Origin of the sequence: Halomicronema hongdechloris C2206 (assembly GCF_002075285.3) — a bacterium.
In the GTDB taxonomy this organism is placed as follows: Bacteria; Cyanobacteriota; Cyanobacteriia; order Phormidesmidales; family Phormidesmidaceae; genus Halomicronema_B; species Halomicronema_B hongdechloris.
Window position 1 is genome coordinate 3612134 of record NZ_CP021983.2, and the last position, 23901, is coordinate 3636034.

At 57.4% G+C, this 23901-nt stretch carries 26 protein-coding genes and 2 pseudogenes; 7 read left to right on the top strand and 21 right to left on the bottom strand.

The annotated features are described in order from the left end of the window. Nucleotides 1-57: 57 nt before the first annotated feature. Genes glgX through XM38_RS16400 form a run of 3 tightly spaced genes read right to left on the bottom strand, consistent with a single transcriptional unit; the run spans nucleotide 58 to nucleotide 2939 of the window. Nucleotides 58-2145: a glycogen debranching protein GlgX gene (gene glgX, locus XM38_RS16390; protein WP_088430424.1), complete on the bottom strand. Its 2088-nt coding sequence runs from the start codon at nucleotides 2143-2145 to the stop codon at nucleotides 58-60. Nucleotides 2146-2154: 9 nt separating this feature from the next. Continuing rightward, nucleotides 2155-2394 carry a hypothetical protein gene (locus XM38_RS16395; RefSeq protein WP_080812271.1) on the bottom strand — a complete coding sequence of 80 codons (240 nt, stop codon included), beginning with the start codon at nucleotides 2392-2394 and terminating at the stop codon, nucleotides 2155-2157. A gap of 2 nt (nucleotides 2395-2396) precedes the next feature. Continuing rightward, nucleotides 2397-2939: a hypothetical protein gene (locus XM38_RS16400; protein ID WP_187329438.1), complete on the bottom strand. Its 543-nt coding sequence runs from the start codon at nucleotides 2937-2939 to the stop codon at nucleotides 2397-2399. A gap of 66 nt (nucleotides 2940-3005) precedes the next feature. Between XM38_RS16400 and XM38_RS16405 the strand changes: the two genes are divergently transcribed. Next, nucleotides 3006-3197: a hypothetical protein gene (locus tag XM38_RS16405; protein WP_137455145.1), complete on the top strand. Its 192-nt coding sequence runs from the start codon at nucleotides 3006-3008 to the stop codon at nucleotides 3195-3197. A gap of 34 nt (nucleotides 3198-3231) precedes the next feature. On the opposite strand, the gene XM38_RS16410 is transcribed toward XM38_RS16405, so the two are convergent. The 6 genes from XM38_RS16410 to XM38_RS16435 all read right to left on the bottom strand — a co-directional run bounded on the left by XM38_RS16410 (nucleotide 3232) and on the right by XM38_RS16435 (nucleotide 7266). After that, nucleotides 3232-3501: a hypothetical protein gene (locus tag XM38_RS16410; RefSeq protein ID WP_088430426.1), complete on the bottom strand. Its 270-nt coding sequence runs from the start codon at nucleotides 3499-3501 to the stop codon at nucleotides 3232-3234. A 95-nt stretch (nucleotides 3502-3596) separates the two neighbouring features. Then, nucleotides 3597-4088 carry a helix-turn-helix transcriptional regulator gene (locus tag XM38_RS16415; protein WP_080812277.1) on the bottom strand — a complete coding sequence of 164 codons (492 nt, stop codon included), beginning with the start codon at nucleotides 4086-4088 and terminating at the stop codon, nucleotides 3597-3599. 181 nt (nucleotides 4089-4269) lie between these two features. Next, on the bottom strand, nucleotides 4270-5439 hold the full coding sequence (locus tag XM38_RS16420; RefSeq protein ID WP_306441528.1) for an LptF/LptG family permease: 1170 nt from the start codon (nucleotides 5437-5439) through the stop codon (nucleotides 4270-4272). 26 nt (nucleotides 5440-5465) lie between these two features. Further along, nucleotides 5466-6194 (bottom strand): LPS export ABC transporter ATP-binding protein, encoded by a 729-nt coding sequence (gene lptB / locus XM38_RS16425; RefSeq protein WP_080812280.1) that lies wholly within the window; start codon nucleotides 6192-6194, stop codon nucleotides 5466-5468. Between the two features lie 64 nt (nucleotides 6195-6258). Continuing rightward, on the bottom strand, nucleotides 6259-6780 hold the full coding sequence (locus XM38_RS16430) for an LptA/OstA family protein (RefSeq protein WP_080812284.1): 522 nt from the start codon (nucleotides 6778-6780) through the stop codon (nucleotides 6259-6261). A gap of 99 nt (nucleotides 6781-6879) precedes the next feature. Then, entirely contained in the window at nucleotides 6880-7266 is a 387-nt protein-coding gene (locus XM38_RS16435) for a DUF309 domain-containing protein (RefSeq protein WP_256995652.1), read from the bottom strand. A gap of 142 nt (nucleotides 7267-7408) precedes the next feature. Between XM38_RS16435 and glmM the strand changes: the two genes are divergently transcribed. Together glmM and XM38_RS16445 are read left to right on the top strand one after the other, a co-directional pair. Next, nucleotides 7409-8908: a phosphoglucosamine mutase gene (glmM, locus tag XM38_RS16440; RefSeq protein ID WP_088430430.1), complete on the top strand. Its 1500-nt coding sequence runs from the start codon at nucleotides 7409-7411 to the stop codon at nucleotides 8906-8908. Between the two features lie 290 nt (nucleotides 8909-9198). Continuing rightward, nucleotides 9199-9750: a hypothetical protein gene (locus tag XM38_RS16445; protein ID WP_137455146.1), complete on the top strand. Its 552-nt coding sequence runs from the start codon at nucleotides 9199-9201 to the stop codon at nucleotides 9748-9750. A gap of 1060 nt (nucleotides 9751-10810) precedes the next feature. Here the strand turns inward: XM38_RS16445 and XM38_RS16450 are convergent. The 6 genes and pseudogenes from XM38_RS16450 to murJ form a co-directional block, all read right to left on the bottom strand. After that, nucleotides 10811-11887, bottom strand: coding sequence for a tetratricopeptide repeat protein (locus XM38_RS16450; protein ID WP_187329439.1), 1077 nt, complete (start codon nucleotides 11885-11887; stop codon nucleotides 10811-10813). A gap of 134 nt (nucleotides 11888-12021) precedes the next feature. Further along, nucleotides 12022-12171: a hypothetical protein gene (locus tag XM38_RS26065; protein ID WP_187329440.1), complete on the bottom strand. Its 150-nt coding sequence runs from the start codon at nucleotides 12169-12171 to the stop codon at nucleotides 12022-12024. Further along, nucleotides 12146-12394: a hypothetical protein gene (locus XM38_RS29075; protein ID WP_391540785.1), complete on the bottom strand. Its 249-nt coding sequence runs from the start codon at nucleotides 12392-12394 to the stop codon at nucleotides 12146-12148. Before XM38_RS29075 ends, XM38_RS26065 begins: the two co-directional genes overlap by 26 nt. Beyond that, a complete protein-coding gene (locus XM38_RS27830; protein ID WP_256995784.1) occupies nucleotides 12279-12581 on the bottom strand; it encodes a WD40 repeat domain-containing protein in 303 nt (100 codons plus the stop codon). The genes XM38_RS29075 and XM38_RS27830 overlap by 116 nt, the downstream gene beginning before the upstream one ends. A 93-nt stretch (nucleotides 12582-12674) precedes the next feature. After that, nucleotides 12675-13322 (bottom strand): annotated as a pseudogene (locus XM38_RS27835) (substrate-binding domain-containing protein); the annotation flags it as partial. 242 nt (nucleotides 13323-13564) lie between these two features. Continuing rightward, a pseudogene (murJ, locus tag XM38_RS16460) lies at nucleotides 13565-15177 on the bottom strand (murein biosynthesis integral membrane protein MurJ). 33 nt (nucleotides 15178-15210) lie between these two features. Here murJ and XM38_RS16465 point away from each other — a divergent pair. Next, nucleotides 15211-16074: a fructosamine kinase family protein gene (locus XM38_RS16465; protein ID WP_088431731.1), complete on the top strand. Its 864-nt coding sequence runs from the start codon at nucleotides 15211-15213 to the stop codon at nucleotides 16072-16074. A 53-nt stretch (nucleotides 16075-16127) separates the two neighbouring features. Here the strand turns inward: XM38_RS16465 and XM38_RS27840 are convergent, their stop codons facing one another. Together XM38_RS27840 and XM38_RS27845 are read right to left on the bottom strand one after the other, a co-directional pair. Continuing rightward, the gene (locus XM38_RS27840) at nucleotides 16128-16424 is read right to left on the bottom strand and encodes a Uma2 family endonuclease (RefSeq protein WP_256995653.1); all 297 of its coding nucleotides are present in this window, start codon (nucleotides 16422-16424) and stop codon (nucleotides 16128-16130) included. Further along, nucleotides 16385-16684, bottom strand: coding sequence for a hypothetical protein (locus tag XM38_RS27845; protein WP_256995654.1), 300 nt, complete (start codon nucleotides 16682-16684; stop codon nucleotides 16385-16387). Before XM38_RS27845 ends, XM38_RS27840 begins: the two co-directional genes overlap by 40 nt. 71 nt (nucleotides 16685-16755) lie before the next feature. Here XM38_RS27845 and XM38_RS16475 point away from each other — a divergent pair, with 71 nt between their 5' ends. Beyond that, nucleotides 16756-17037, top strand: a complete 282-nt coding sequence (locus tag XM38_RS16475; RefSeq protein ID WP_080812293.1) for a hypothetical protein — start codon at nucleotides 16756-16758, stop codon at nucleotides 17035-17037. Nucleotides 17038-17187: 150 nt separating this feature from the next. Here the strand turns inward: XM38_RS16475 and XM38_RS16480 are convergent, their stop codons facing one another. The 4 genes from XM38_RS16480 to XM38_RS16495 all read right to left on the bottom strand — a co-directional run bounded on the left by XM38_RS16480 (nucleotide 17188) and on the right by XM38_RS16495 (nucleotide 20815). Continuing rightward, the gene (locus tag XM38_RS16480) at nucleotides 17188-18267 is read right to left on the bottom strand and encodes a WD40 repeat domain-containing protein (RefSeq protein ID WP_080812294.1); all 1080 of its coding nucleotides are present in this window, start codon (nucleotides 18265-18267) and stop codon (nucleotides 17188-17190) included. Nucleotides 18268-18278: 11 nt separating this feature from the next. After that, a complete protein-coding gene (locus tag XM38_RS16485) occupies nucleotides 18279-19241 on the bottom strand; it encodes a CobW family GTP-binding protein (RefSeq protein ID WP_080812295.1) in 963 nt (320 codons plus the stop codon). Nucleotides 19242-19385: 144 nt separating this feature from the next. Beyond that, nucleotides 19386-19517, bottom strand: coding sequence for a hypothetical protein (locus XM38_RS27850; RefSeq protein ID WP_256995655.1), 132 nt, complete (start codon nucleotides 19515-19517; stop codon nucleotides 19386-19388). 74 nt (nucleotides 19518-19591) lie between these two features. Then, nucleotides 19592-20815 carry a PAS domain-containing sensor histidine kinase gene (locus XM38_RS16495; RefSeq protein WP_088430436.1) on the bottom strand — a complete coding sequence of 408 codons (1224 nt, stop codon included), beginning with the start codon at nucleotides 20813-20815 and terminating at the stop codon, nucleotides 19592-19594. A gap of 473 nt (nucleotides 20816-21288) precedes the next feature. On the opposite strand from XM38_RS16495, the gene XM38_RS16500 reads away from it, so the two are divergent. Beyond that, nucleotides 21289-22074, top strand: coding sequence for a response regulator transcription factor (locus XM38_RS16500; protein ID WP_088430438.1), 786 nt, complete (start codon nucleotides 21289-21291; stop codon nucleotides 22072-22074). 170 nt (nucleotides 22075-22244) lie between these two features. Beyond that, nucleotides 22245-23885 carry a CmpA/NrtA family ABC transporter substrate-binding protein gene (locus XM38_RS16505; RefSeq protein ID WP_088430440.1) on the top strand — a complete coding sequence of 547 codons (1641 nt, stop codon included), beginning with the start codon at nucleotides 22245-22247 and terminating at the stop codon, nucleotides 23883-23885. The last annotated feature ends 16 nt before the right edge of the window (nucleotides 23886-23901 follow it).

The window sequence follows — 23901 nt, forward strand, 5'->3', positions numbered from 1 at the left end:
CCTGCCCACTGGTGACCGCGTAGCAGACCCTGAGCAGCACCGCCATTACACCGCAGTCTACTGAGCCCTTTGAGCGATTACCACCACTGCACTGCGGCAAGACACCTCATAGAGTGGAGTCGTGATCGCCTGGCCTTGGCCGGGCAGAGTCAGATCCTGGGGAGGTGGTTTGGCCGTGTTGACCAGATGGTGCCAGTGATCACCTGGTCTCAGGGGCGGCAATTGAAAAGGTAGGGGCTGCCAGAAGGCATTTAACATGACGTGCAGCTGCTCATCATAGGCAGGGTAGCGCAGGGTAAAGGCCAAGCTATGGGAATCATGGCTCCAATCGGGCTGGCCAAGATTGACCCCATGCCAGACGATATGGGGTTGCTTCACCCAGTGCTCTGTGACCATTAGGGAATGGGTAATGCGAAAAATTTGCAGTCTCTGAATCAGCCCGATTAAGTCGCGGGTAAAGCGCAGTAGGTCTGCGTGCTTCTCAAGGCCATCCCAGTCGAACCAGCTGATCTCGTTGTCTTGGCAGTAAGCATTATTGTTGCCCCCTTGGCTGCGCCGCACTTCATCCCCCATCAGCAGCATGGGAGTGCCCTGGGAAAAGAAGAGAATCGTCAGGCAATTTTTAATCTGCCGTTGGCGCAACGCCTCTATCTCTGGATCCTGAGTAGGGCCTTCCTGACCACAGTTCCAACTGTCGTTGGCGTCGGTACCATCGCGACTGTCCTCGCCATTGGCCTGATTATGCTTATGGGTATAGGAGACCAAATCAGTTAGGGTAAAGCCATCGTGGCAGGTGACGAAGTGAATGCTGCGGTTGGGTTCTCGCCCTGGCTGCTGATAGATGTCGGGGCTGCCGATGATGCGTTCTGCCAGGGGTTTCACGCTCCCAGAGTCGCTTTTAACGAAGCGGCGGACATCATCGCGAAACGGTCCATTCCACTCAGCAAAGCGATCGCCGATGAAGCTGCCCACCTGATACAATCCGGCCGCATCCCAGGCTTCGGCAATCAGCTTAGTACCGGCCAGAATTGGGTCAGACTCAATGCTCCAGAGAATTGGGGGATCGTCGACCGGATGACCATAGAGATTGCGGGATAGCACCGAGGCCAGATCAAAGCGAAAGCCGTCCACATGCATTTCCGAGACCCAATAGCGGAGGCAATCAATGATCAGCCGCCCAGCGACAGCGTGGCTGGCTTTGACGGTGTTGCCGCAGCCACTGTAGTTGGCGTAGTCAGCACGATTCTCTTGCAGTAAATAGTAGGTCTCATTGTCGAGGCCCCGAAAGGAGAGGGTGGGGCCGTTATGGTTACCCTCGGCGGTGTGGTTAAACACCACATCTAGAATCACTTCGATGCCGGCCTGATGTAGGGCTTTGACCATGTCCCGAAATTCATCCACCGGCCCCAAGGGATCCTGGCGGCAACTATAGGCTTGATGGGGGGCAAAAAAGGCAATGGTGCTGTATCCCCAGTAGTTTTTGCGGGGGGGCGGCACATCTTGATCGTCAAATTGGTGGATCGGTAACAACTCCACGGCAGTGATGCCCAGCTGCTTCAGGTAGGGAATTTTTTCAATCACCCCAGCGAAGGTGCCGCGCTTAGCCGCTGTCACCCCTGAGTTGGGATGGCGGGTGAAGCCGCCCACATGCATCTCATAGATGACACTAGTGGCATAGGGAATCCGTAAAGGCTCATCCCCTTCCCAGTCGTAGCGGCTGGTGTCAACCACGACCCCCCGCAGCGCCTGGCTACAGTTGTCTCCGGGATAGCGAGCCGCTTCCCGGTTGTAGCGGTCATGGCCGACCACGGCCCGACTGTAGGGATCCAGCAGCACCTTATCGGCGTCAAAACGATGGCCGCGTTCGGGACAAAACACTCCGTAGGCTCGGTAGGCGTACACCTGGCCATGCCCTAAGCCTGGCACCAAGACATGCCAGTAGAAGGAAGTGCGGTGGTGCTGAGGATCGAGAGGAATGATCTGGCTGGGATAGTCGGCTTGCTCATCTGCGAACAGCAGCAGCTCAATGGCCGTAGCCTCTTTGGAGTAGACGCAGAAGTTGACACCTTCCGGTGTCACCGTAGCGCCCAAAGGAAAACTGTGGCCCGGTTGGATGGTGTGATGGTGAGTGTAAGCGGTACCCATTCAGAGGCATCAATCCCAGTCAATTTCTAAGTCGGCAGAGCCTAAGGCCGTATGAATCGTCTCTCGAATCATCTGCAGCTCTTCGAAGGTAACTTTGCCATCGGCATGGATGGCTCGCCGGATGCGGTCCGATTCATCTCGTGAGAGGCGGCCATCGGCAACGGCCTGTTGCACGAGTCGTTTCAGCTCATTCAGGTGATGTTGTTCTTCAGGGGTCAATTCAGGCGCCCCAGGACGATCTATCTTCATGACTAACCAGGACAAATAGTGGACCAAGCATCTAGATTGGTTCTGGCTTCCAGAAAACCAGCTAGTTCACCGCGGTAGGCCACGAGTTTAGCCCGATCGGAAGAGCCAGGAGGAACCAAGGTAATCAATCGATCGACGGTGGTGGCAGCACAGGCCCAGTCTTTGGCGGCGACGGCTCGTGTCAGGCGCACCTGCAGCTCAGCGATTTCTTGCTGCCGGGCCGCCGCCGCCCGTTGTTGCTGGATATAGGATTCCACATTGGCGAGGGCATCTAGGGCATAGCGATCACCGGGACGGGCCTGTAGAGCTCGGCGAAAATTGATTAGGGCAGTTTGATAGTCCCCCTGTTCGGTGGCAGCATAGCCAATTTCCATGGCCCGAGTATAGTCATCGCCGGCAGCTGGAGTAGAGGCGATGGTAAGCTGGCCAGCCGCATCGGCGGGGTGAGTAACAAAGCCGTTGATGGCCGCGGCGGCCATGGGGGTAAACCCTAGGCCCAACAGCAGCGAACTGCCCATCAGCCCATATCTGATTCCACGCCTCATAGCATCCCCTCACAGCTCACACCGTTAATGTTAGTAATTAATTCTATATGGCTCCTCAGCACTGGAATGGTCACTGGGTTAGGAATGGCCTATGGGATAGCCCATTACAATGCCGCGAGGCTGCGGGTCACAATTGCCGCCTTCAACCAACGGGCCTTGCGGGTGTGGCACCGGTTGGGGTTTCAGCCGATGGATAGGTTTGTGACCACTGGCGCGGATGAGCTGTTTGTGATCAGGGTGTTTGATGGCGGTCGGTAGTGCATACTTTTTGCGATCGCATCTCTGAATATCCTCAGGGGCGGCCCGCTTCAGGTGCAGCAGGATGAGGATCCTCGGGGGGCTGGGAAGCCTGGCTCCCCAATCGCTTGGTGAGAATTCGCATAATATCCCTGGCGTTAGGAGCTGGCAGCGGTCGAGACCATTCAGACACTTGGGCAAATCCCAGGCGATGCTGAGTCAACACATAGTTGTTCACGACCTCCAGAGACCCCACGGCAATGACCCGCAGCACTTGGCCACGGTCTGTCGGGGCTAAGGATAGGGGCGGATGGTTAGATGACACAGAACTCCTCCAACAATGGTGACACATTAACCAGAGGTCAGTCCCGATGACCGACCAATCTATATTGACCGTTGAGCGGACATGAGTCAAGTAAGTCAGGGAGGAGTCGTTGGGTCTTCAAACTTGGCTTGCTGGGCAATCAGCTTCAAGAACTTGGCCGTGCTGCGATCAGGATCATAGACACCGTTTTCCCATTCGCTGATGGTTTGGCGACGTACGCCCAGCTCCTTGGCAAACTGGGTTTGGGTCAACTCCATGTGCTTACGCAGGGCCTTGATAGCACCCCGTCGCCAGACGATATCACCATCTCTGCGTTGGATGGTGTAGTGGGCTTGAAAAGTATGAAACTGCACTACCTCTTGGGCGAGATCGACCGCGACGACGTGATAGCCAGCCTTAACCCAGGCCCCAGCCTGTAGGGCACTGGCACTATCGCGGTTACTCCACCAGTTTTTGCGCTGCCGCGCCGAGGCTGGCAGGGACTTGCCTATCAGCGCTTCAATCTCAGCAAATGTCAGCGTTGTCTCATCCTGGTCGCAGCGCTGCAGATACTCGAAGAGAGGATAGTATTTGCTACCGGGTTTCATCGGCTCCCTGACCCGCGCAACCTGTACTCTCTCTCAGTCTAGACCTGAGCACTTGTTAGGGAAATGTGGCTCACTCAGGTTGAGAGGATATTTGGAAAGTACCCTGCAACAATAGCGGGCAAAGGCAGATTGCTTAGAGCCTCGTTGGCGCGCTTTAGCTACCTGCAGCTCTTCTACATTTTCATCGGGAAGCCCGGGCCAGTAGTAGCGATCCCACGGCAATCCCCAGCAAGACCGGTAACCATGCTGACATCCAGGGAGATAGCACTCCCACCTCTCCCATGGCATTGGCAATAAAGGCAAACAGATAATAGCCAAAAATAATCACTACACTGATGCCAAAACTGGTGGCCCGGCTGGTGCGTTGGGGCAAGACCCCAATGGAAGCTCCCACTAACCCAAACACCAAACAGACAAACGGCAGCGCATACTTCTGCTGAATCCGCACTTGCCACACCCGAATTTCTCGGGCATCCCCACTCTGGCGAATCATCTCTAACTGGCGACGAGCTTCGGCAATATTCATCTCATCATCTGCCTTGGTACGACTGGCCAAGTCCAGAGGTGTGCGCGGCAGTTGCAGCTCTTGATGATCGAATTTCACAATGTGGCTGAAAGAGCCATCTGGCGACACTGCATAAATGGTGCCATTGAAAAAATCCCACGTGTTGTTACCCACGTTCCAGCTAGCCGATTCGGCACTGACGATCTGGTCTAGACCATCCTGGGAAAAGTCCAGAATTGTCAACCCCTGCATCCTTTCGCCGTCAAACTGGCGGGCATAAAATAGGCGGTTGAGATGGCGACTGCCTCCCGCCTGAAATTCCTGGTAAAGAATGTCGCTCTCTTGAAAAGGCGGCCGCTCGGCATTGAGGGCCTGTTCCAGGGTGATGGCGGCTCGATAATTGGCAGCTGGTGTAATCAGTTCATTGAAGGCAAAGGTGAGACCGGTAATCATCAAGCTGAGGACAATGGCCGGCGCTACCAACCGCCGCACGCTTACTCCGCAGGCCCGCAGTGCCACCAATTCACTGTCGCTGGACAGACGGCTGTAGGTCATCATCGTGGCCAACAGGGTCGCCATGGGGAAAGACAAGACGATAAACTCTGGCAGCTTCAGCAGTAGGATTTCCAAGGCCAGGTAAATCGACAGCCCGGCTTCAGTCACCTTGCGAATCAGATCGAATAGGGCCCCTACCGACACGCCAATGGAGGAAAAGGCCCCGACCCCAAACAAGAACGGTAAGGCCAACTCTTGGCTGATGTAGCGATCCATAATCGGGATGGTGGGAAACCATCGCCGTTTCAGGGAGGGAGATTGGGAAATCGTCTCGGGCGAACTTGTTGCCATGGCACCTTTCAGCCGTCACTCCAGGGTTACAGCTTAAAGCTTTCCCCTAGATAGTGTTGTCGAACCAGAGGATTGCGATAGAGATCACGAGCACTGCCGGAGGCGAGAATGCGACCATCGTTCATAATGTAGGCCCGGTCGATGATCTGCAGGGTTTCACGCACATTGTGGTCGGTCACTAAGATGCCGATGTTGCGATCGCGCAGTTGCCCCACCAGTGTCTGAATATCGGCCACGGCAATGGGATCCACCCCAGCAAAGGGTTCATCGAGCAAGAGAAACCGCGGTCCATCCACCCCCGCTGCCAGAGCCCTAGCCAACTCGGTCCGGCGTCGTTCCCCACCAGACACCTGAATGCCCAGGGTGTGGGCGACCGTTTCCAAGCGAAACTCCTTCAGTAAGGACTGTAATCGCGGCAGATGCTCGTCAATAGGCACCTTGGTCTGCTGCATCACCAGCAGTAAATTATCCTGAATACTGAGATGGCGGAAAATACTGGCTTCCTGAGCCAAATAGCCGATCCCTAAGCGGGCCCGCTGATGCATGGATAAATCGCTGATATCGATATCGTCCAGGCAGATGCGGCCACTATCCGGCTGTTCCAGCCCCGTTGCCATATAAAATGTCGTGGTCTTACCGGCACCATTTGGCCCCAGTAAGCCAACGATCTCTCCTTGGGCTACCGATAGGCTCACCCGATTGACAACCGTCCGCTTACCGTAAGTCTTTTTGACGTCGTGGAGAACAATCTTCAAGGAGATCTTCGAGGTAAGAAAAAGCCTGCAGGCCATTCTAGCAGAGGGGTGTCTATTGCCCCTATTAAGGAGCCGACGGGTTTAGCTCGGCCTCATCTCCGGCATCAATGGGGCTTAAATTTAATGAGGGCGGTGGTGGGGCAGCGGTATTGGCGCGGCTGTCTTGAGTGCCCCCCTCTGCTTGAGAGGGATTGTCTTGCAGAATATAGACCGATTCGACTTGCTCCTGGGGCTGAGGCAGGGCCACAAATCGCCCTTCATCGATCAGATACGTCACCGTTTCTGCCCGTAGCCGATTGCCTTCCTGCAACACGACCACATCCCCACTCAAGACAATGCGCCGCTCTTCACTGAAATAACGGGCTTGGGCAGAGGTGGCATAAATCTGACGGGCAGGATAGTCAATTTGCACATTCCCCCGAGCCGTAATCACGCCAGTGATAGCATTGGCCTCTTGCACATCGGAGCGAAGGGTAATGGCATTGCCACCTGATTGAGCCCGGGCCATCGGCATCGCCGAACTCAACAGGGGCAATGTCAGCATCGCCATGAATAGATATTGGCACCAACGGGATATGGTCACCATAGGGATCTACTTGGGAGAAAGCAGCAGAGTTCTATGGTCGCACAGACTTATGCCCACTGACGATAGCCTTCTGTGAAGGTTTCACCTGCTTCTGGCAAATTAAGGGACTTGACGGATGTGTAGGGCCGGTAAGGGAGCCTCTAAGCCAGCCAGTGAGATATCGTCCTGCGATTGACTGGCTGTAGCCAGTACAGCAACATTGGCCTGGCCCAACTGCTGTAAGGCCATTAACCAGGATTCAGTCCGGTGCAGCAAATCATCCACATCGATGCCGCCATAGCTCGGACAATAGGAGCGGAGTCGATGGCGACCTTCCCCCAGCAGGGTGGCGGCTCCCTGCCAGTTCCGATTCCCCAAGTGATACAGCCCTACGGCTAGCTGCAAAATACCCTGATAGAATTGCCGCTCAGCTGGCTCAGCCACCATCCATAGCGCCTCAAGGGTATCGTGGCAGGCATAATAATCCCCTTGATTGAATTGACTCACGCCCTGCCAAAAGGAATCCGGCAGCGAAATTGGTCGGTCTCTGGGTGGGATCTATCCATTTAGTCAACTGTCCAGCGGATTGCATCCATCCTAAAACAGAGGTGGTATCCTCCACTGAGAGGTGTGAGGAGAGGTTATTGCCATGGTTCGTCTATCTGCTCAATCGGCAAAGTCCCCTGCCGTAGCATCCGGTGCTGAGACATCGGGGGAGCCATCGACAGGGCTAGCCGACAGTTATCCCAATCCCTTTGTCCGGCCTTTGATCGGGCTGCCCCAATCCCCCCTATTCGGCACAGACGGCATTCGGGGGCAGGTGGGGGAGTTACTGACGGCACCATTAGCGCTACACATTGGTTATTGGGCCGGACAGATCCTCTGTCGACGTCAGGCTGCTGCTGGTCCGGTGCTGGTGGGGCAAGATTCCCGGCACTCCAGCCATATGCTGGCGTCTGCCCTCGCGGCTGGCCTGACCGCAGCCGGTATGGAAGTCTGGCACCTGGGACTCTGTCCTACGGCTACCATTGCCTATCTCACTGGTGCCGTGCAGGCGGCTGGTGGCATCATGATCTCTGCCAGCCATAATCCTCCGGAAGACAACGGCATCAAGTTTTTTGGCCCCGACGGTACTAAATTGGCGGCAACAGTACAAGCCGAGATTGAACAGGCCCTGAGATCTGGTCAGATGTCGGCTGGTCATGTGCAGGCGGCCCCACTTCGGTGGGGGCAATGCTATTACCGCCCAGAGTTGATCGAGCAGTATGTTGACTTCCTGCGGGAGCCGCTGCGTTCTACCGTTGATCTGCAGGGGCTTCGCATTGTCCTCGATATGGCCTGGGGGGCAGCTAGCGGTTTGGCAGAACAGGTGTTTCAAAGCACCGGGGCCGAGGTGATTGGCCTGCATGGCTTACCCGATGGCGATCGCATCAACGTGCAGTGTGGCTCGACCCATTTGGCGCCTCTGCAAGCCGCTGTGCGAGCCCATGGGGCTGATTTGGGGTTTGCCTTCGACGGCGATGCCGATCGGGTTTTGGCCGTAGATGCCGAGGGGAGAGTCGTCGATGGCGATTACATCCTCTACTTCTGGGGACAACATCTGCAGTGCCTGGGACAGCTGCCGGCAAACACCATCGTATCGACGGTGATGGCTAACCTCGGGTTTGAGCGAGCCTGGGCGGAGTTAGGGGGGACCTTGATTCGCACCCAGGTAGGCGACCAACATGTCCATGCGGAAATGGTCAATCGGGGAGCTAAGTTGGGCGGGGAACAGTCGGGGCATATTCTCTGCCATCACTACAGTATGACCGGGGATGGCATTCTCACTGCCCTGCACCTAGCGGCTTTAGTACAGGCTTTAGATGGCTGCCTGGCGGCCCTAGTCGATGCCAGCTTTCACCCCTATCCCCAGCGTTTAAGGAATGTGCGGGTCACAGATCGGCAACACCGGCTGCATTGGCATGACTGTGATCCTGTCCAGCAAAGCATCGCTGCGGCCACGGCCGCCATGGGCGACTATGGCCGGGTGCTGGTGCGGCCATCGGGTACTGAGCCGGTGATTCGAGTCATGGTGGAGGCCATTGATGAGGATTGGGTGAGCTACTGGAGTGACCACATCGCTGAGGTTGTGCATGGCCATTTGGCCTAGGGATGATGGGGGCTTAACAGCCAGTCGCCAGTCGCCGGTTCCTGCTTTAGCCCCTAGTTGCCGGGGGTTAGACCAGTGAGTGCCGACGAGATAGTCCCCAGCGATTCATGAAACCTTTACATGGAGTTCCAAAATAACACTCGACTTTGGCTCATTTCGTCAGGGTTTTTAGCTAGGCTACTGTATAACTCAAGTAGGAAGTCAGGAGACGGTAGGGACTACCGTGCGATCGCATCTGCCGTGTGGTCAAGATCAAGGCCCATTTTCGATAAGACGGTAGTATTGTCATCATGGGATATCGAAACAGTGGATATCGAAGCAGTGAGGTCAACTGGAGCTACTGGAAGACCCTAGCCTGGGGGGGAGTTGCTACGACCTGGACCATGCTGGGACTGTCGGCCATGGGCTTTACCAATCGCCCAGCGGGCACCCCAGCCCCGGCAAGGGCCAACGATAGCGACCCCGATCTGACTGCCGACCTCTCATCAGAGAGCGTTGACTCAGCTGACTCACTGGGTGCCAGCCGTCCAGTATCATCGCCCCAAGCCGTTTCATCCCTACCATCGGTGTCGATGCCAGCCGTTGACTACAGTCGGCCATCGACGCCATCGTCATCGCCATCTCCCTCTAATTCTCCATCCTCCAGGCAACCTCAGGCATCCCAGCCAGCGGCCGCTCCCTCCCTTCCGGCTCCCTCCTCCCAGACCATCGTGGTCAATCCCGTCGCATCCAATCCAGTTGACCCTGAACTCACCTCACCCCTGCCCGGACCGCCCAGGTCCTCGGGGGCGGCAGCAACACCAACGTCGGGCACCACCCAGAGCCGAACAGCGACAGGGTGAAATGGCTCAATGGGTTGCTGCCCGACTCTCTGGCCAGTCTAATGAAGCATCGACAGCCCCAACCATGGGGCATTCCCTACCAGCCGACACGCCATCAGGGACATCTACACAGTCCCCGACTCCAGGAGGAACTGCTCCAGCGCCCTTAGGAGGAGCCTCCCCCCTGAAGACCCGAGGACTGGCAAGGACTATCCTTAGACGGTGCCTCTGACGGCAGCAGTGATGGAGCTGCAGCCAGTGTTAGTCATGGGTTTACACCGGATAGCCCTGGGGATGCCACCAGTGGATGTGCCGGTCAAGGCACCGCCAGAAAACGGGCCCAGCCATACGATTCATGGCTCAAAAGTTTGACCATAGCCCGATAGAGCTCTCCATCGAGTCTGGGCCCATCACCTTTAGTAATCAGTCCCCGGTTAAGGAGTCCTGCAACGGCGGCTCCTGACGATTTGATTTGCCTCTAGCCAGTTCTAGGACAGTCGAGGCCATGGCAACCACTACAGAGTATCCGGCCTCGCCCCCTTGGCTTCATAGGATCCATGGCCCAGCTCAATACCTGAGAACTGTGGCCTTAGGCGTCGTCATCAGATTGCAGCTTGGGATTGGCTGGCACAGGTGGTGGCACCGAAGCCGATGACGCCGCCGAGGCAGATGGGTCAGGCTTAGCCGCTTGGGGAATACCTGCCAAAGCCTCAATTAATTCAGGGGGAAGCGGATCTGAGGGATCATCCTGGACCTTGACGGTGTCCGCGGGCGCCGCCGCCGCCGAACGCCACGCCAGCAGCAGCCGGGGACCGGTGAACTATCCTCCCCTAGCATTGCAGCATCAGGCCAGTCAACCGATTTCGATCCCTCGTCACCCTTGGACAGATGAGACCCTTGGTCCGCTAAGTCTGGGGGCCCATCGTCATCTCCGGAGGAAGCCGCGGGCGACGTCAAGTCGTGGCCTTCCTCCGGTCGGTCAGCTGCCTCATCCTGTAACTCCTGAGGAACATTGGCCTCGGCAGAGGGCATGGACGGACCAGGGACAGCCCTGTCTGCATCGTCACCGCTAGGACCATCCTCAGAAAAGCGCTGTTTTCAAGGCGGTCAAGGCGGCGGCTCCAGCACCTACCCCTAGGGCGGCCCGCTGGCCCACGCTACCTGGATCTAGGGCCTGCAGTAAATTGACGTGTTCGACACCGTTGGCGGCGGCCTGGTCTAAGAGGGGTTGTGCCTCTTGGCTGCGGCCTAGTTGCTGCAGCGCTTGTCCTTTACCGGCTAACGCCATCGGTAAGTCGGGGTCGCGCTCTAGGGCCGCTTCGAAACAGTCTAGGGCTGCCTCGGGGTGCTGCTGCTCTAGTAACAACTGGCCCTTGCCCACCCAGGCGTCTATGCTGTCGGGATTGAGATCCAGAGCTCGATCAAAGTTGTCTACGGCGTCGTCAGAGCGTCCCAGTAGCCCTAGCACCCCCCCTCGACGGGCTAATCCTTGTGCCAGTAGAGCCACTACCCCGGCGGTACCGACGCCAGCGGCGAGGGCCTTAATCCGTTCTAAATCCGCTACTTCAATGGCGCGCTGCACATGATTTAAGGCCTCGTCGAATTGCCCCTCTTTAGCCATGGCCAGAGCATATTCCATGTCCCGTTCGGCATCTCCTAGGCGGCTGCCAAAGGAGATGTCGGCATCATTGCCATAGACTGCAGGGTGGGAGCTAGCCTGGTCAGCTTGTCCCTCAGTCGCTGGTACTGGCGACGCCGTTGCCTCTGTCGGTTCTGCCGGAGCAGGTTTCTGGGCGGTAGAGCGGCGTCGGGTCAACCAGCCCAGCAGGAACAGGACCAGTACGATGGCGGCTGCGATGGCTCCCAGAGCCCAGGGAGGTAGGGTTTGTAGAAAGGCGGGGAGGGGGACGGCCGGCGACGGGGGATCTGGGGGAGTGACTGTCGAGAAAGACTGGGCTAGGAGTCTGGGGGGCTGGCTGATGGGGTTGCCCTGGGCATCACGCGCTTGAGTCGTACCGTTGGCCAGAAGACTGAGTAACCGCTGTCCATCGGGGCTGAACTCGAGGGCATGGATGGGCACAGGTAGATCGCCCTGACCTGGGGCTGCGGCGCTGCCATCCCACTTCCACAGCTGTAGGGTGCGATCCTGGCGCGCCACTGGACTAGGGTATTGCCGTCCAGGATCATGGCCAGGGCTGTTACCTCGCGCCTTCGTGGGCCGAAATCGGGCTCGCCCTCGGCACCGCCATCGGGAGTCCAACGCTGTTAGGTTCACCATTGGTTCGCTTGCCACTAACGTAGCGCGGCCTGCACCATCGCGCCACTGGGCCTATCAGGGCCGTAATGGCGCTGGTTACCGGGGATGGGGTCTCCGAGCGGAGTGCCATCACCATTCCAAAATCGCACGGTCTCGGCATCACCCGCTGATCCAACTCGAGCCATCCGGGCTACTGCTAACGCCCGCACCGCTCCCTCCGTGGGCCGTGATCGGATCTCCTTGGGCATTGCCCTCTAGATCCCAACGGCGGAGACTACCATCGCGGCTACCACTAATGACAGTGGGACCGGCCGGACTCATGGCCAAGGCAGTGACTGGCCCGGGCAGCAGCAGTAATGGGAGACCCCAGGGGGGCCCCTTGACGATTCCAGCGCCGCAGGCGACCATCGGCGCCGCTGGAGATCAGGACCTGGCCATCGGGACTAAAGACCAAGCCGGTGACTGGTCCCTCATGGGCATCGATCGTCCTATCGGTGGGAATGCCGGAGGCATCCAGCCAGATTAGCTGTCCCGTTTCGGTGCCCTGCACGTGTAGTTGCCCATCGGGGCTAATGGCCAGATCCCCCGGCAACACAGCGGCAGCGGCAACGATCGCCGCTTCAATTTGCTCGGCCTCAGCGATGGCGGTTTGGCCGTCAGCATCGGTGGCAATACCTAAAAAGGCCTGGGCAGCCGGGCTGGGCTCCTCTAAATAGACATAGTTGCGGGGCTGGGAATAGGGATAGCGTTCATCGTCGGGGAGGGTGCCATGCATGGGTACCACTCGCACCGTGGCTTGGTTTAAGACCTGCGAAGCTAGGGCGTAGCCGATGCCGTCACTGCCCAGCTCTCGAACCACAGCGGCAGTACTGTCGGTGGCCACGGTTGCGGCGGTGGCACCGGTCTCGAAGGGCTTCTCCTTGAAGATGTCGTAATCTCCTAAGGCCTGGCGAATATCACTGGTGACGGGGCGATCGATGAAACGCAGGGGACGGTCTTTGCCGCCGAGCTGAGACCAATTGCGGATCTCGCCACGAAAGATTTGAGCGAACTGACGGAAGGTGAGGCTGCCCTGGAAGGGATTGTCAGGGCCGACGATGATGGCAATCTTCTCCCGACTGATGGTGGCTGCTGCTAATCCGACGTCCTTCTCAGCGTTGGTCAGGGGACGCCCCAGGGCGACTAGATCGAGGTCTCCGGCCTGGAGGGCTTGAAAGGCTGTGTCGCTGCCTTGGTGGCCCAGGGCCACGGTGGCGCGTTGGAAGCGTTGCTGGAATTGCTGGGCCAGTTCCTGGTTAAGGGCCACCATACTGGGGGAGCCATCGATGCGCAGGGTGGTGTCCTGAGGTAGGGGGTCTCTGGCACGGTGAAGCTGGGCGGCAAGTCAGGTGGCGGCGTTTGGGCCCACCAGCGCCGTTCCATGCCAACGCCAAGGGGGACGACTAGGGTCAGGGCCAGAGTTAGGGCTAAGGTTCGTTGCTTGCTCATAGGACACCCACAATCTTGGGTAACAGAATAGCTGGTGTTATCCTGAACGGATACCGGTTGGATGAGGATTCGTGATTCTTACGTGATTCTTTAAGATCTCGAACGCCGGAAAAATCGTTGTCGTAGACGCTGGGCTAGCTGGGTGGCTTCGGGAATGCCTAGGGCCATGATGCCTAGAATACTCAGGCCGAGGCCGAGGCCGCTTGCGATCGCAAGTTGCAGCAACTGCCGCCAGATACCGGCACTCCCCAACCAGGCATCCAGGCCCAGACGGACTCCCCAGGCGGCCGCCCCGCCCCAATACTAACTAGAGTCAGGCCCAGAATCGGTCGCCCCCAGGCCAAAACGCAAGCCCCCAGCCGCCGATTCAAGATTAACTACCATTGCGCAGCACCGAGATGAATGTTCACTCCCACCGTCGCCAAGACCAAGCCTGGGGCGCCGAACCAGCGTGTCAACCAGAAATCTAGCGCCGCATTCAGGCCGATATTCACCAGGCTGATGCGAAAGGGAGTCTGGCCATCATCCCCCAGGGCGTAAAAGACCCGCACCAACACATCGCGGCTGAGGTAGACGAACATGCCGATGCCATAGGCCATCAGCAGCGACGTCACTAGCTGCGAAGCCTCTAGATCGAAGGCGCCGCGCTCGTAGACAAGCCGCACCAAGGGTAGGGCCAGAGCCACCATCAGGGCTCCCAAGGGCAGCATAGTCAGGGCGGTAAACAGTAGACTCTGGCGGATACGCCCCCGCAACTCCGGCCAGTGTTCCGGGGCGGCTAGGCGAGCGAAGATAGGCAAAAACGGCACCGAATCACGTTGGAGGATGATGCCCAACGGGGTTGCACAGCAGGGTGGCGTAGTTGAGGCGGCGGCGGTGCCGGGCAGGTAGGAGGCGAAAAACAGATCGGTAAACACATTGATCTGCATCATGCCAGAGGAGAAGGTGGCCGGGGCCAAGATCCGAAATACCTGTCGCACCCCGGGATCGCCCCAATCAAACCGCAGCCGTAGTCGCCCCAACCGCGAGCGCCAGAGCCGGGATTGTACTAACCACTGCAGCCCGGCTCCGGCCAGGGTACTGCCGGCCAATACCACCCCCCCCAAGACAAAATACTGAGGGTCAGTAATATCGGCTCCGATGGCCCCATAGAGTAGGGCCAGCCCCACTAACACCGCCGCACTGGAAAACATGGGACTGACCGAGGGCAGCCAGTATTGGTCATCGGCGTTGAGGGTGCCGAAGCCAATGCCGATAAAGCCTGCCAACAGGGCCAGGGGGGCCATGATCTGCAGTTGCAAAATGGCAATCTGGCGGGCCAGGGGGGTATATTCCCCTAAGCCCCGGGCCACGAAGTCGATGACGGGGGCGGCGAAGACGATCAGCAGCAGGGACACCCCCAGCAGCATCACCCCCACCAGGGTGCTGATGGATTCCACCAAGGGGCCGATGTCTTCCCGTTTGCGCTTGGCGACGACGCTGACAATGGCACTATGGAAAGGACCGTTGATGCCCCCCAGCAGCACCAGCAAGAAGCCGGGAATCACGTAGGCAAAGCTGTAGGCGTCGGCCACCGGTCCCACCGCAAAGGCAGCACCGATGGCCTGCTGGCGAAACAGGCCGAAGAGTTTACTGAGCAGGGTGGCGGCGGCCACGATGCCGGCGATGCTGGCCAGGGAGCGGGTGGGTTTGGCGTCGGACACAGAGATGACAAGAACGAGAGGACGACTATGCAGATGTGGACTATTCTCGCAGAGCAGATCGCCAATGCCACGGGAGAACGGTTTCAACTATGCGATCGCACCGCCATCGGAGGCGGCTGCATCAACCAGGCCTATCGTATTAGCGACGGCCAACGCTCCTATTTTCTGAAAGTCAACCAGGCCTCCCAGCTCGCCATGTTCGAAGCCGAGGCTCTGGGTCTGAAAGAGATCTACGACAGCCACACCATCCGCGTCCCCAAACCCATTTGCTGGGGCATCGCCGACAGCTCCGCCTACATCGTCATGGAATGGCTCGACTTCGGCAGCGGCAATCAAGATTCCTGGTATCAGATGGGCCAAAATTTGGCCGCCATGCATCGGGTCACCAACCCCAAGGGCTTCGGCTGGGACCGCAACAACACCATCGGCGACACTCCCCAGCAAAACCCCTGGACCCAGGACTGGGTCGACTTCTACCGGGAACAGCGGCTGCGCTACCAATTCAGCCTGGCCCACCGCCGCGGCGGTCATTTTCCCAGAGAAGATGAGCTATTATCGGCAGTGCCGGCCCTGCTCTGCGGCCATGATCCGGCTCCGGCTCTGGTCCACGGTGACCTCTGGTCCGGCAATGCCTCCGTCACGCAAGCCGGGGAGCCCGTTATCCTCGACCCGGCCACCTACTACGGCGATCGAGAAGTGGACATCGCCATGAGCGAACTCTTCGGCCGCTTTCCCACTCCCTTCTACCAGGGCTATGACGCTGCCTATCCCCTAGACGAAGGCTACGCCCAGCGCAAAACCCTCTACAACCTGTATCACATCATCAATCACTTCAATCTCTTCGGTGGCGGCTACGGCTCTCAGGCCAATCGCATGATCGACCAACTGTTGCCCTAGCCGGCAATAGTCGCTGCACCGTCTTCTTGGAGGGGAGCCACTGCTGGCCAAGGCTAATGCCCACTCGACAGGCTGTGGGATGGCTGCAGTGAGTAAAATGTCAGCTGCTGCCGTAGCTCACGCAGCATCACACTAGTCCCCCGCTGAAACGCCTGCTCTACAAGCTGAGGAATCACGTCACGGATAGGCCAATTCGGGAAAGCCAGGCTGTTAGGGCTATCAACGTAGCTCTCTGCTTGTAGTTGGTAAATCGTCAGTTGGCCGCGGTCATAGATCCAGACTTCCGGCACCTGCAGGGCAGCATAGGCATCTAGGGTGGTTCTTGAGGTAACATCCGCCTCAATGGCCAAGTCGGTGGGTGATCTTGGGCATCCAAAAGCGCTTTGACAATATCGGCAATCATGCGATGGGGACGTTCGTGGGCTGGCAGTGGGGACATGATGTCCAGGGTGCCCTCACAGTAGTTGATGCGCGGGATGCGGCGATCGGCACCAAGATCAGTGAGTAGGGTCTCGTACTGCTCCCAGGTCACATTGGGGATAAGGACATGACTACCGGGTGATAGATCGATGGTGGTGATGGGGATTTTAACCAGGTTCAATACCGTCATGGCACCGATTCCCCCCAGGGAGTGCGACTCTATAGTTCATGCTACCGTTCTGTTGTTACCCAGATTCAACTATGGCGATTCAAATCCAATCGGAGACCCAAACCAATGATGGCTGGGCTTACGAGGTGACCCTTACCAATGGCCGCGAACACCGGTACCGCGTCACCCTCAGCCAGGCTGACTACCAAGCCTGGTCCCAGGAACGGGTGCCCCCCGCCGCCGTGATCACCGCCGCCTTCGAATTCTTGTTGGCCCGCGAGCCCGCGAGCTCTATCCTCTCCAGCTTTGACTGCTCCGTGATTCGGCGCTACTTTCCCGCCGTCGATCGGGAATTGCCTAAACAGTTGGACTAGCCACAGCCTGAGGAGGTCATGCCCATGCTGCCTGGATCCCAATGGCGAAGATATTGTGCAGAGCAACAACTAAAATTGGCAACTTAGGACAGCACATCGACCAGCATTACCAGCCGCTGATCGAGCAGCAGAGTAATGCCAGCCAGTCGATTAAGGGGCGTATCCAAAGCCTTTACGCTGCATTGAGACTTGCCAAACCGTCAGCTTGCCCGAGGCAGTGCCGCTGGCAAGATAGTCGCCACCAGGATGCCAGACCACCGCAGATACGCCTTCTGAATCTAGTGTAATGGCCTGAATGAGACGCTTTCCCCCCTGCCAAAGGCAGAGTTGCCCATCTTGACCAACGGAAGCTAGTAGTTGTGAGCCGGGCTGAAATGCGATCGCATTGACTCTGTCCCGGTGCCCCTGTAACACTGTCGAGCGCCAATCAGCACGCTGGGATTTGCCCCGTCGCCACACCGTAATGCCATCGACACAAGCGGCGGCTAACAGGGGTGAGTCCGACGACAGGGTCGGCTCAGACCAGGCCAGCTGTCGCACCTTGCCAGGAAACCCCTGCATTAACCAAGGAGGTGGGCAGTTCCACTCGGCCACCGTCAGGGTGCGATCTAAATTGCCCGAGCCCAGATAGCGCCCATCGGCAGACCAGGCCCCATAGAGGCTAGCCCCAGGGACGGCGATGAGTTTAGGCTCAGCCGTCCAATCCTCGCGATTCCAGACTCTGATGCCGCCATGGCCACTCACCGCCAGCAACTTGCCCTGAGGCTGCCAGGCCAGATGTAGCACAGACGATGTTTGAACATCTAATTGAGCCCACTGGAGATGGCCGGTCACATCCCAAATCTGCACCTGAGTCCCCACCCCATAGGCAAGCAGGTGCTCCTGGGGCTGCCAGGCGAGTCGATCAATCCACACCCCCGGATGAGATCGGGTGAAAGCCGCGGCCAGAGGCGATGGCGTTGAGGAGGCAGTGGGTAACGATCGCAACGACCACACCATCACCTGACCCGCCTGGCCACTGGCAGCCAGAAACTGGCCATCCCCAGAGAAAGCCAGGGCGTCCATGGACTGACCCGTAGCTCCTTGTAGCTCGACCCATGACTGCGACCGGTGATATAACCTCACCTCCCCTGCCGCCGACACCACTGCCAGCCAGTCTCCCCGGGAGGACCAGGCTAAGGCCGTGATGTAATCATTCAGAGAACTGTGCCACGATGCCGTGCACCTCATGCCTGCAGTAATCACGCCAGACAGGCCCGAAACCCAGTTCGCAGTTCGGTTTCATCCAAGTTACGGCCAATCACCACCAGCTCGCTGCGGCGTTCTTCTGGGGAAGCCCAGAGGCGATCACTGCGCCCGTCAAAAATCATGTGCACCCCTTGAAATACATAACGCTCATCGGCACCAGCCAGATTCAAAATTCCCTTCATGCGAAAAATGTCTGGCCCTTTGGTTTCCAATAACGTAGACACCCAGCGGCTGAGCTTATCACCATCGAGGGGCCGCGGCTCCACAATGGCCAGCGAATAGACAGATTGATCATGGTCGTGGGCGATTTCATTCAGAAAGTTCGGATCCAACTCTAAGGCCCGATCTAAATCAAAGGCCCTCACCCCTAAGATGTGCTCCATCTTGACGTTAGAACTTTGGCTGCGATAGAGCTTCACCATGGCATTCATGGCACGGATGCGTTGCTCTAACTGCTCGAGTTCGGACTCAGAGACTAAATCGGTTTTATTCAGCAAGATGACATCGGCAAAGGCAATTTGTTCCTGGGCTTCGTCACTGTCCCAGTGCTGCCAGATATGTTTGGCATCCACTACGGTCACAACCGCATCCAAAACCAGTTGGGCTTTGAGATCTTCATCGACAAAGAAGGTTTGAATCACCGGCGCCGGGTCGGCCAGACCGGTGGTCTCAATCAGCAGGTGGTCAAAGCGCTCCCGACGTCGCATCAGGTTGCCGATGATGCGGATCAAATCTCCCCGTACGGTGCAGCAAATGCAGCCATTATTCATTTCAAAGATTTCTTCATCGGCATCAATCACCAGCTGATTGTCGATGCCCACCTCGCCAAATTCATTGACGATTACGGCTAATTTCTGGCCATGTTCATGGGTCAAAATGCGATTGAGCAAGGTGGTTTTTCCGGCGCCTAAATAGCCGGTAATCACGGTTACTGGAACTGCTGTTGTGGTGGTCATAGGTCTGATTTAAGCGGTGGGCAAATCGCCTTTAATCTACGCTGGCTTGCGGGGCCTGCCGTAGCTGCGCCTCGGTGATGGCAGCGACGGCAGCATGAATTTTGAAGGTCTGCGGCGGCTGGCTCATGACGGCGATGACGGTTTCTACCGGCGGGCAACCGGGTTCGGTGCGGAAACCGGCGCCTCGGCCTCGAGGTTGAGGGTGGCATAGACCCAGGCTTTCAACTGCTGCCGCTGGGCCACATCGGTTGTCGGGGGGCGATGGAATACATTCATGATGGCAAGGGGGCGAAGACTGGAGCGTGCTTATCGTCTTACCCAATTTATGGTCCAGATAAAAGTAGCCTCTGTTACGCTTTTTCCATCTGTTGCGGCAGCCAAATTTGAAAGCAGGTGCCAACGCCCACCTGGCTGCGCACGGCAATGTTACCCCGTTGCAACTCGACAAATTGCTTGACGATGTTGAGCCCTAGGCCGGTGCCAGGGATATTGCTGACGTTGCGTCCGCGGTGGAAGGGCTCGAATAGATAGGGCTGGTCGGCGGCGGGAATGCCGATGCCCTCGTCTTCGATTTCAAACAGAATCTGCGGCGGCTGCGGTGAAATCCGGACCTGAATCGGCTTGTCGTCTGGGGTGTAGCGGATGGCGTTGAGTAGGATGTTGGTCAGAATCGAGCGCAACAGCCGTTTGTCTAGGACGGCCATCAGATGGGGGGCAGTGCTGGTAAAGCGGATCGGATTGCAGGCACGCTCGAAGGTGGTTTCTGCCAACAGGCTGCGGCAGAAGTCTACCAGGTCGAGAGGCTGGGGCTGAATCTCCAGGATCTTGGCTTCGATTTTGCCAATCACCAGAATGTCATCGATCATCTGGGTCATGCGCTCGACGTTGGCGGCGATGGTCTGCAGATAGGTGGCTTTCTGTGGGGGGCTGAGTTGGGTGTCATAGCGATCTAATGAGGAAACAGAGAGGGCAATGGTGTTGAGGGGGTTGCGAAATTCATGGCAGACCATGGCGATAAAGCGCGATCGCAACTGGTTCAGTTCCCGCAGTTGCTGGTTGGCAGCATAGAGTTCTGCGGTGCGCTCCTGCACCTTGTGCTCTAGCTCTTCATTGGCCCGCTGCTGCACGGCTTCGGCCCACTTGCGCTGGGTGATATCGCGAAAGGTCACCACGGCCCCGATCAACTGGCCGGCCTCGTCGTGCAGAGGGGTGCTGATATATTCCACCGGAAAGGTGGTGCCATCTTTGCGCCAGAACACCTCGTGGGTGACTCGATGCACCGCTCCGTCCTGAAAGGCGGCATAAATCGGGCAGGCTTCCCGAGGATAGGGGGTGCCATCGGCATGGGAATGGTGCAGCACCGCATGCATAGACTGGCCGATCAGGTCTTCCATGTCCCAGTCGATCATGGCGGCCGCCGCCGGATTCACAAAGGTAACATTGCCGTTTAGATCGAGGCCATAAACCCCTTCTCCGACGGCATTCAGGATCAGTTGATGTTGCCGTCGCAGGGCTTCGAGTTCTTTTTCAGACTGATTGTTGTCAGGGGCCGGTAACCAGAAATACTGTCGCATAACCCTATTGGCGGCATAGATACTTTTTCATCGCCCTTGGTCATCTTTTTTGTCAAGGGTTGCAGCATAAAAACCCGTTAGCCAGACAGTTTGTAGCCCAGTATACTAAGGCCCGACCCTGAAGCGATTAATAGAATTAATAGCACCAGGTTAGGGGGTAAACGATCGGTTGCCCTGGCCAGGATAGATGTGCCATTCAGGGGTTTCTGGTTCCATTAGCGTACGTTGTTATCGGCCAAGTCGCGCTTAAATGTTGTTTCATCCGTCCCAGGTGAGCTGACACGGGCTACTTAACTAGCGTCTACAGCCATGGCCCAACTGGTTATTGGGTGTAGCTCTGTCAGCCTTTTCAGCATTGGCAATGGCAGGATTTATGCCCGCTTCAGCTAACGGGTGGCCACGCGATTCTCCGGCAGAGAATGCCTGGAGGCACCAACATTTGCTGACACGTGCTGAGTAAATGCCGAGGGACTATGACCAGAAAAATTCTAGTCATCGAGGACGAAGCCCAAACCCGAGAACTCTTTTTGAATTGCCTTAAGTTTGAAGATTTTCAGGGGTTTGGGGCCGAAAATGGCTGCCAAGGAATTGATCTGGCCAAAACTGAGCGGCCTGATTTAATTGTCTGCGACATTATGATGCCGGATATGGATGGTTATGAGGTGCTCTCAACGCTGCATCAAACCCCTGCCACGGCATCGATTCCGTTTATTTTTTTAACGGCCAAGGTGACCATGGCCGACCTGCGGCGGGGGATGACCTTGGGGGCTGACGACTATCTGACTAAGCCCTGCACAGTGAATCAGTTTTTAAGTGCGATCGCAACTCGTCTGAAGCGCAAAGAGGCCCTAAATCAGGGTTTCTGTCCCGCTGAGGCAACACCGATAGCATCGGATTCCCCAGTGTCAGGCCCAACCCCCGAGCCAATTTTTCCCGACTACCCGAAGCTAAATCCCATCTTTCAATTCATCGATGCCCACTATCAAAAATCGCTGAATTTAAGCGATGTCGCCAAAGTCGTGGGCTATTCTCCCGCCTATTTAACTAATTTGGTTCACACCCAGACGGGACGCACCGTTAAGCAATGGATTATTGAGCGACGCATGGCCCAGGCCCGGGCCCTACTAGCCCATACCAATCAATCCATCCGCCAGATCGCCGAGGCCGCTGGCTATAGTGATCCGGGTTATTTTGCCCGTCAATTTCGTCAGTGCCATGGCGTATCTCCCCAGGTTTGGCGAGGAGAATCAGTAACCTAGATTACCGTTTTGGCATCTTCTTTGTAGGGAAAAATCAAGTCCCAAAGAAAGTCCCAGTCAATTCCTAAAAATGATCCAATGTTATTTCCATAAGGGTCTGATAGCGTACAAAGCAACGTGCCGATCAGCTCACCGGGACCCATTCATTAGAGTTTAGTTGGACAAGGTTTATGGTTTTTGCATCCGCAACTCAGACCGCTCAAAAGTGGGGCAATCTTAATTGCGATCGCGCTGAACTCTCTGATTTGGAGTTGAAGTGCATTATCTGCGGCGGGTTCCATCTCACCCGCGACCACTACGAGTTCATGCAAACCATGCCTCAGGACCCGGTAGACATGGTGGATGATCTGGTCAAAATGGGCCTCTACAAAGACAATCAGCTGTGGGCCGCCGACGGGGTCAACGCCTATGAGCTGCGCAAAGCGCTTTTCCTCAAGACTGTAGGCCGCGGTGATCCACGGCGTGAACAGTTAATTCTGGCCCTGTGTAAGCAGGCGGGCGGTATCGAGCATGCCTTTGCCGCCGCCTTTGGCCCCAAGGCGGGTCTGTTCTTTGCCGATTCTATTCGCAATAGCCGCTTCACCCGCCGCGAATTTTTACGCAATCTGGCTGTCGGGGCCGCCATGGTTACCCTGGCTAACTGTGGGGGCGGCAGTGAGCCGGTGGCTGACGATGCCCCCGTAGACCCGGCGGCCACCGCAGACTTAGAAAAGACCGACTTGCAAATCGGCTTCATTCCCATCACCTGCGCCACTCCCATCATCATGTCGGAGCCCCTGGGCTTCTATCAGAAGTACGGCTTTAACGCCAAGGTGGTGAAGATGCCTAGCTGGGGTGCAGTGCGCGACTCTGCCATTGCTGGGGAACTGGATGCCTACCACATGCTGGCTCCCATGCCCATTGCCATGACCCTAGGGCTGGGTTCGGCCGCCTTCGGGGTGAAGCTGGCCAGCATCGAGAATATTAATGGTCAGGCCATCACCATCGCCAATCGTCACCTAGGCAACGTCAACGGTCCCGCCGACTTCAAGGGCTTCGTCATGGGGGTGCCCTTCCCCTATTCCATGCACAACCTGCTGCTGCGCTACTACCTGGCCACCGGCGGCCTCGACCCCGATGTGGATGTGCAGATTCGTCCGGTGCCGCCTCCAGACAGCATCGCCCAGATGGTGGCCGGCGACATCGATGCCTACCTGATGCCCGATCCGTTCAACCAGCGGGCCGTCTTCGAAGGCGTCGGCTTCATCCACATGATTACCAAGGATCTGTGGCCCGGCCATCCCTGCTGTGCCTTTGCCGCCAGCGACCAGTGGATTAATGACAATCCCAATACTTTCCGGGCGCTGAATAAATCCATCATCGAAGCCGCAGGCTACGCCCAGGATCCGGCCAACCGGCCTGAAATTGCCGCCGCCATTTCCGAGCGGGCCTTCTTGAATCAGCCGGTCGAAGTCGTAGAAGCGGTGCTGACCGGCAACTATGAGGACGGTCAAGGCAACACCATGGAGGTGCCCGATCGCATCGACTTTGACCCCTATCCCTGGCAGAGTTTCGCCAGCTGGATTTCGTCCCAACTGGTGCGCTGGGATCTCCAGGGCGACGGTGTGGCCGCCAAAGTGATTCCCGAGCAGGGCTATGACACCGTTGGCAAGGACATTTTCTTAACCGATCTGGCCCGGGACCTGGCCCAGGAAGTGGGACAAACCCCGCCCGATGAGATCTACCGCACCGAAGAACTCATGTTTGACACGTTTGATCCCGCTGATCCAGCCACCTATGTGCAGCAGCAAATCGATCAGTACGGCGTATAGAGGCAGTTCGATGGAG

Bases quoted from the DNA above. Each gene is read 5' to 3' on its own strand.
- XM38_RS16480 (WP_080812294.1), bottom strand. From the start codon at position 18,267: ATGAGGTGCACGGCATCGTGGCACAGTTCTCTGAATGATTACATCACG.
- XM38_RS16475 (WP_080812293.1), top strand. From the start codon at position 16,756: ATGGCGATTCAAATCCAATCGGAGACCCAAACCAATGATGGCTGGGCT.
- XM38_RS16485 (WP_080812295.1), bottom strand. From the start codon at position 19,241: ATGACCACCACAACAGCAGTTCCAGTAACCGTGATTACCGGCTATTTA.
- XM38_RS16465 (WP_088431731.1), top strand. From the start codon at position 15,211: ATGTGGACTATTCTCGCAGAGCAGATCGCCAATGCCACGGGAGAACGG.
- XM38_RS16405 (WP_137455145.1), top strand. From the start codon at position 3,006: ATGGTCACTGGGTTAGGAATGGCCTATGGGATAGCCCATTACAATGCC.
- XM38_RS16420 (WP_306441528.1), bottom strand. From the start codon at position 5,439: ATGGCAACAAGTTCGCCCGAGACGATTTCCCAATCTCCCTCCCTGAAA.
- XM38_RS16495 (WP_088430436.1), bottom strand. From the start codon at position 20,815: ATGCGACAGTATTTCTGGTTACCGGCCCCTGACAACAATCAGTCTGAA.
- glmM (WP_088430430.1), top strand. From the start codon at position 7,409: ATGGTTCGTCTATCTGCTCAATCGGCAAAGTCCCCTGCCGTAGCATCC.
- XM38_RS27850 (WP_256995655.1), bottom strand. From the start codon at position 19,517: ATGAATGTATTCCATCGCCCCCCGACAACCGATGTGGCCCAGCGGCAG.
- XM38_RS16445 (WP_137455146.1), top strand. From the start codon at position 9,199: ATGGGATATCGAAACAGTGGATATCGAAGCAGTGAGGTCAACTGGAGC.
- XM38_RS29075 (WP_391540785.1), bottom strand. From the start codon at position 12,394: ATGGTCGCCTGCGGCGCTGGAATCGTCAAGGGGCCCCCCTGGGGTCTC.
- XM38_RS16400 (WP_187329438.1), bottom strand. From the start codon at position 2,939: ATGAGGCGTGGAATCAGATATGGGCTGATGGGCAGTTCGCTGCTGTTG.
- glgX (WP_088430424.1), bottom strand. From the start codon at position 2,145: ATGGGTACCGCTTACACTCACCATCACACCATCCAACCGGGCCACAGT.
- XM38_RS16395 (WP_080812271.1), bottom strand. From the start codon at position 2,394: ATGAAGATAGATCGTCCTGGGGCGCCTGAATTGACCCCTGAAGAACAA.
- XM38_RS26065 (WP_187329440.1), bottom strand. From the start codon at position 12,171: ATGGCTCGAGTTGGATCAGCGGGTGATGCCGAGACCGTGCGATTTTGG.
- XM38_RS16430 (WP_080812284.1), bottom strand. From the start codon at position 6,780: ATGGTGACCATATCCCGTTGGTGCCAATATCTATTCATGGCGATGCTG.
- XM38_RS16500 (WP_088430438.1), top strand. From the start codon at position 21,289: ATGACCAGAAAAATTCTAGTCATCGAGGACGAAGCCCAAACCCGAGAA.
- XM38_RS16415 (WP_080812277.1), bottom strand. From the start codon at position 4,088: ATGAAACCCGGTAGCAAATACTATCCTCTCTTCGAGTATCTGCAGCGC.
- XM38_RS27845 (WP_256995654.1), bottom strand. From the start codon at position 16,684: ATGACGGTATTGAACCTGGTTAAAATCCCCATCACCACCATCGATCTA.
- XM38_RS16505 (WP_088430440.1), top strand. From the start codon at position 22,245: ATGGTTTTTGCATCCGCAACTCAGACCGCTCAAAAGTGGGGCAATCTT.